The organism is Mordavella massiliensis (genome assembly GCF_016902415.1).
Classification (GTDB): domain Bacteria; phylum Bacillota; class Clostridia; order Lachnospirales; family Lachnospiraceae; genus Merdimonas; species Merdimonas faecigallinarum.
The window spans coordinates 1-6,220 of record NZ_JACJLV010000073.1 but is presented as its reverse complement, the minus strand read 5'-3'; the positions used below and the strand labels follow the sequence as shown (position 1 = coordinate 6,220).

Genomic DNA, 6,220 nt, shown 5'->3' with positions numbered 1-6,220 from the left:
ACTGCTCCGCATACTTTCTGGCAGCCTTCGTCATCACGTCTACCTTCTCCTGTCCCAGGATCATGGGCAGCATGATGTTCTCCTCCACAGACAGGCTGTCCATCAGATAGAAATCCTGGAACACAAAGCCAATCTGCTCTCTCCGGATATCGGCCAGTTCGTCGCCATACAGCTTGCTGGTGTCTTTTTCCATAAACCGCACAACGCCGTCTGTCTGCTTATCGATCATTCCCAGCACCTTCAAAAGCGTGGTCTTGCCGCACCCGGACTTTCCCATGATGCCCACGAACTCTCCCTGCTCCACAGAGAAGTTGAGACCCTTTAAGACCTTGATATCCTCGTCACTCTTTTTCAATGCTGACTTCTGATAATTACGGATTAAATTTTCCACCTCTAACACATGCATAATCATACCCTCCCCTTCTTGATTTTATGCTCCATGTACCTGACAATCCCTTCCGAAACCAGCCAGTTCAAGCCACAGTATAAAACAGCAAACAAAAGCCATAACACAAAGAATCCATCCCACAGCGCCCGGCCATATTCTTCGGCTGTCTGGATACTACATACGATATAAATACAGGAAAATACAACAGCTGCTATCGAAGCGATCCGTGTGTCCGCCAATATTTCTCCGCGGATTGCTCTTTTCTGTTCCTTCCAGCGCATTCCTAAATTATTCAGCACTTCATACTTTCTTCGGAACAACTCAAAATCTGACATCAGCTTTACTATATACAGCAGCAGGCTACAGCAAAATAAATAAATTCCTAATATCGCACCGTATACCAGCACAAACAGATTATTATGTTCCATTCTCTGCAGAACCTCTTCCGCAATATAGAAGTTTTCCTGTGGATAATTCCCATACGAAGCCTGCAGGGCGTCTTTCAATCCATATTTCTCAAAATGCATTTTTAAGTCATTACACCCATCCGCTTTTTCGCCATTCGGGAATCTAAATATAAAAATAACAGTTGGTTCTTCCTCCAGGTCGCAAAAACGAACATACTGTTCTTCAAAAAACTTATCGGAAAAGACCACCACCTGTTCAGCATTTATAAAGCCAAAAGATGACGTTGTATATACCGTTCCTGTATAATCCCCAAATACATTTTCGGAAACCCTGGCTACTTCCCGAAACGTATTCTCCGGCCGGAAATTACCAGAAACGGTCTGTTTCATGATATCGCTTTCATGCTCTTTTGTATATTTCCCGGGGAATAAGTAGATCTCCCTGGGCTTTTCAGACAGCACCTGTCGCTGTTCCGTCTTTCTGCTTGGTTCGCTGACCAGCACATCTCTTTCTTCCAGCTGAATCTTTTCACCCGTTAACCGTTCATAATCTGACTCCGAAATTCCTATCCACTCGGTGAATTCTGTATTCATCACGCGGAACATGGGGACCGCATCCATTTTTCCGTTATACTTTTCTGTCACTTCTTCTGCATAATCCCGATCCGTGTCCCTCGCCATCCAAACACAGTCATAGGGATATTGCTCCAACCCCTGTTCCAATGGGAATCTTCCCGCAATCAAATTGCCTGCAAATCCTAATACAAAGAAATGGATGACCACCATCGTAAATATGATGCCGAAGCTTCCCAGATATCTGCTGTACAGCGTATTCAGCCTCAATAAATGGCGAAAATAAAACCCTTTTTTCTTTTTCAGCTTTCCGAGGATCAGACCTCCAAGCGGAAGAAGGATCAAAGCAATGGCCGCAATCCAGAAACCATGCGCATAAATCCAGTACCACCAAAGCGCTTTGTAAAGCCGGTATCCCACGAACAGAAACATAATACCCAACAGGGAAAATATCAGCCACCCGTAACTTTTCGGATATTTCCCGCCTGTTTTTCCAAGGCGCATCAGATTACCGGCGTCTTTATTCTCCAACCAGGTGGCCAGCACCAGAAAAACAACGATTGACAGCACCAGCCCTGTAGCAAAAGTCAACAGCCATACACGAACATCTCCTCCTGCATAAGGCATGTCCTGCAGAAAATATGTCCGTATGATTGCCGTTATTCCCCACAGGAGCAGATTCCCCAGTAACAAGGCAACCACAAAAGAACAAATACATCCAAGGAAATATTCCAGTCCGAGGGTAAGAAAGAATCGCTTCTTTCTCATTCCCAAAACTAACATCATACTGTAATCTTTAAGTCGATACAGAACATAACTTTTCAGAGAATAAAACATCATCAGGATAGTAACAACTGTAACAATCACACCTGACATCAACAGTTCTCCGGAAATTTCTAAGAACAGCCCGTTTGTATCCATCGATAGAAAGGCTTCCACAATCCCCCAAAAAACAAACATAACCGCAAGGGTAACAATATTACAGATATAAAAGGACAGATACTGCATACTGTTTACGCGATAATTTTTCAGGATGATTTTCATTAACATCTCTAAGGCTCCTCTCTCTTATAGCATTTTTATCATAGCTAAATCTTATTTCGCTTCCACAATCTTCCCGTGATCCAGCCTCAGCACCACATCCGCTTCCTCCGCCACAGCATCCGAGTGTGTCACCACGATCACGCATCTCCCCTGCTTATGCGCATTACTTTTTAAAATCTGTGTAATCTCTGCCGCTGTATCTTCATCCAGATTCCCGGTGGGTTCATCTGCCAGAATCACCGGCGCATGGCTCGCCAGGGCTCTGGCGATCGCCACTCTCTGCTGCTGGCCGCCGGACAGCTTCAGTACATTCCTTCCTGCTTCTTCCTTCGTAATCCCCAAACTTTCTAATACCGGTATCGGATCTTCCTTTGCCGTCAAAAGTACATTCTCCTTTGGTGTCATATATTCGATCAGATTATAATTCTGAAAGACGAACGCCACATTATTTCTCCGGTGCCAGGCCAGTCCTTTCCCTTTCTCCATGATATTTTGTCCTTCATACAGGATTTCTCCGCTCTTTGGCTCATCCAGCCCTCCGATCAGAGACAAAAGCGTTGTTTTTCCACAACCTGATGGGCCACAGATTGCATATAATTTCCCCTTTTCAAAAGAAAGGTTAACCCCTTTTAGCACCGGTTTATCACTGAAATAATAGTATCCTACATCCTTTACTTCTAACACTGCCATATGCTCCCTCCCCCTTTCCTGGTTCTAATTCGATGACAAAATTGCCTTGGGCGTCATCCTGACAACCGATAAAAACGACATGCCTACCGCCGCCAATACAACCACAAAGCCTGCCGCTGCCGTCGCCAGCATATATCCTGCTTCTCCCGAATACCCTGCAAGCTCCGTCATTCCTGCCGCCATCATCCTTCCGACCACTCCCGACAGAGCTCCTGTACACAGTCCGGCGGCGATGGCTGACACTGCATAGAGCAGAAGGCTTTCCAGGATCAGCTGTCCAAAAATCTCTTTCTTTCCTATTCCAGCGGCCAGATAGACTCCCATCTCATGTTTTCTGTCTCTCATCCACAAAAACAGGATCAGATACAAAATAACGATCCCCAGCACAATCATCACCACGATGAAGATTCCCGTCAAAAAGCCCACCCGTTCCAGCGGCCCGGCAGAACTTTGATACTTCCCGTTGTTTTGCTCTATCTCATATCCATCCGTATCAAAATGAAACATCTCTGCGGTCTCTTCTAATGTCTCTTCAAATCGCGCCGAATCCCGGATGTAAAAATTCACGCCATTCCGATACCAGTCAAATTCGCCGCCGCGCAGATCTGATACAATCTTCCGATCTGTCTGTATATCGATAAAAATATAGTTTTCCGGAAAATCAAACTCCGCACGTTCGGCGTCCGGCTCAGATTCTTCCTTGACCTGAAAGATCCCCTTCACCTGATAGGTATATACATTTCCCAGCGCCGCTTCATTGGTTCCCCTGTAATTTTCCGTCACCATGCTTTGAAAGGTATCTCCGATCTCCAGCCCGTTATCTCTGGCAAGTGCTGTTGATATCAGCGCCTGTCCTACATCGTCTTCCTGAAGATGCTCTCCTTTTACCAGATTCAGATTATCCAGATAAAACTGTTCCTGATACTCGCTTCTTGTCGCGGCAAGAAAACAGGCGGCATGTGCACCCTCTTCCTCTCCTGCTGCCGTAAATCTTCCCGGCGTCAGTGTCACATCCGGTAGACTCATATAGAACACGTCATTTCCATTGTATGTAAGCATGTTTTCTGTCTGGACTATTTCTTTGCAAAGGCCGTCATTCAGATTCCTTGCAGCCCCGTCTACCTCCAGGTTCGGTATCACGGTAAAATATCCGCTTAATTTCTCCTTTAGTCCGGCTGTCACCGCCTGGCTGGTTTTTCTGATGCCAACTGCTGTCATTACACTGAGAAGACTGATCCACATGACCAGAAACAAAAGCAGGCTTTTCTTTTTCCTTCTGCCGACATAGAGAAGCGCCCTTTTCCAACTGTTCATAGCTGGTCTCCTTTATTGAATAATCTTTTATTTGATAATAACTTTTTTGCAGGAAATGTTCATACTCTTTATCAATACTTGCTGTTCCCAAACTCATACATACAATATCGACAATAAGCAAAACTTTATCTTGTCAATTCATTTAAACTTGTTCTAAAAATCTTTCCGCTTTCCAGCCAGACCACCAGACCGAGTATCGCATATAACAATACACCGCCAACCATAATTTCTGAAACTTCCAGCCTGCAGGGCAGTTTCTCCACTGGATCTACTTCATTCTTAAGCTGAAACTGCTCATTCATGATTTCCACCTCTTCCATACTGGTAGGCTCTTCTATCAGATCCGTCTGTGAAGCCTTTTCCTCCCGGTAATTCATCTGATCCAACAGGCCGTTCCCAATACGTTCAGCGCTCCACGCTGTAATTCCTGCTGCCAGAATCAGTGAGGCAAAAAGTAAAATCCCACCTTCCAAGAACATCTGCCCCAGTATTCTGCCTTTCGTCTCACCTAAGGATATCAAAATCCCTATCTCCTTCTTCCTGGCTCCTATCCAGATCCGAAGCACCAGAATCAAAAACAGAAGACATACCGCCAGAAGAAATACTATTAGAAAAGTCACCAGACTGTTCATACTTTCCAATGGCTGCAGCGCTGATTCAAACAGGGACGTCTCTACCCGAATGTCATAATCACTCCAGTTAATCCCCGGTATCCCTTTTACAGCTGTTATGATTTCGTCCAGCCTGGCCGGATCATCTACAAAAAACGAAGCCGTATATAAAGGATCAAGCGCCTCTCCATATTTCGCTCCATCTGCTTTGTACATCTCCGCCAGGCTGTCAATATCTATAAACATAAAATTATTGGCAATATCTTCCTCAACAGTCCATTCATTGATATACTGTCCGATATTTACATGGAAAATTCCTGCTATCGTGAAACAGGACTCTACGGTGATTGGAAGCTTTTCTTCTTTCCGCTTATCCTCCCGGCTCATTTTATCTAACGCGGGATAATATAAGCGAGCCGCCCGTATCTGATCCCCTACCTCCAATTGATTATCTTTTGCTACTTGATCGGAGATCAGAATCTGATACTTATCCCCCTTGCGAATCGGATCTCCTTCAATAAGCTCCAGAGTATTACTCCGAAAATAAGGAAGCAAGGTGCTGTCCGTACATCCCTGCAATCCAACTATCTTTTTATTAAGCCATGGCGTCGTTAACCCCAAATCATCAAGTGGTCCTCCATTTTTCTCTTCTTCTTTTTCCATATATGTGTGAAGGCCATCAATCAAGTCTATTTCCGGCAGATAGGTAGACAGCAGCGTATATTCTTTACAATACGCCGTTACGCCTTCTACTTCCCTGATCCGTCTGATCAGTTCATCATCTACCTTGGATCCTTTATAGCGATACTGTGGATATCCGGGCTGATCTCCGGTTTCCTCCCAAAGTCTTTTATCTTCCGCCGTTTTGGGAATGATCGCCGTTACCTTAAAGCTGTTTCCATAAGTCATCTGGAGTTCCTTCATTTCGTCCCGGCTACCTTTCCAGACCACCATTCCAATCAACAGGCCAGATGTTATCACCGTCAGCGTCAGAAACAATAGCATACTTTTTATTTTTTTCCTTTTCAGGTAAAGTAACGCTCTTTCTAAAATATTCATATTTTCAACTTTTCCTTCCTTGTACATTATATTACATTCGTGTTTACTCTTTGTAAATACAATTGATCTTATTATAGTATACTATTTCCGTTTTTTCATCGCTTTGGCCATGAGTTTTTTCACCTGTATACCAT

5 protein-coding genes are annotated in these 6,220 nt (G+C 44.4%); all 5 read right to left on the bottom strand.

Annotated features, from left to right (window positions below; genetic code table 11):
• The coding region (locus tag H6A13_RS12395; protein ID WP_338043077.1) for an ABC transporter ATP-binding protein at positions 1–406 on the bottom strand (406 nt) is incomplete at its 3' end.
• A 2-nt stretch (positions 407–408) separates the two neighbouring features.
• Complete coding sequence (locus H6A13_RS12390) at positions 409–2,418, bottom strand: ABC transporter permease (RefSeq protein ID WP_204909855.1); 2,010 nt, start codon at positions 2,416–2,418, stop codon at positions 409–411.
• Between the two features lie 45 nt (positions 2,419–2,463).
• Positions 2,464–3,102 carry an ABC transporter ATP-binding protein gene (locus H6A13_RS12385; protein ID WP_204909854.1) on the bottom strand — a complete coding sequence of 213 codons (639 nt, stop codon included), beginning with the start codon at positions 3,100–3,102 and terminating at the stop codon, positions 2,464–2,466.
• Between the two features lie 24 nt (positions 3,103–3,126).
• Positions 3,127–4,416 (bottom strand): ABC transporter permease, encoded by a 1,290-nt coding sequence (locus tag H6A13_RS12380; RefSeq protein ID WP_204909853.1) that lies wholly within the window; start codon positions 4,414–4,416, stop codon positions 3,127–3,129.
• 125 nt (positions 4,417–4,541) lie between these two features.
• Complete coding sequence (locus tag H6A13_RS12375) at positions 4,542–6,086, bottom strand: ABC transporter permease (RefSeq protein ID WP_204909852.1); 1,545 nt, start codon at positions 6,084–6,086, stop codon at positions 4,542–4,544.
• Between the last annotated feature and the right edge of the window lie 134 nt (positions 6,087–6,220).

What these genes read in the sequence shown, in the direction of transcription:
- H6A13_RS12390 (WP_204909855.1), bottom strand. Translation starts at nt 2,418, where the DNA reads ATGTTAATGAAAATCATCCTGAAAAATTATCGCGTAAACAGTATGCAG.
- H6A13_RS12385 (WP_204909854.1), bottom strand. Translation starts at nt 3,102, where the DNA reads ATGGCAGTGTTAGAAGTAAAGGATGTAGGATACTATTATTTCAGTGAT.
- H6A13_RS12380 (WP_204909853.1), bottom strand. Translation starts at nt 4,416, where the DNA reads ATGAACAGTTGGAAAAGGGCGCTTCTCTATGTCGGCAGAAGGAAAAAG.
- H6A13_RS12375 (WP_204909852.1), bottom strand. Translation starts at nt 6,086, where the DNA reads ATGAATATTTTAGAAAGAGCGTTACTTTACCTGAAAAGGAAAAAAATA.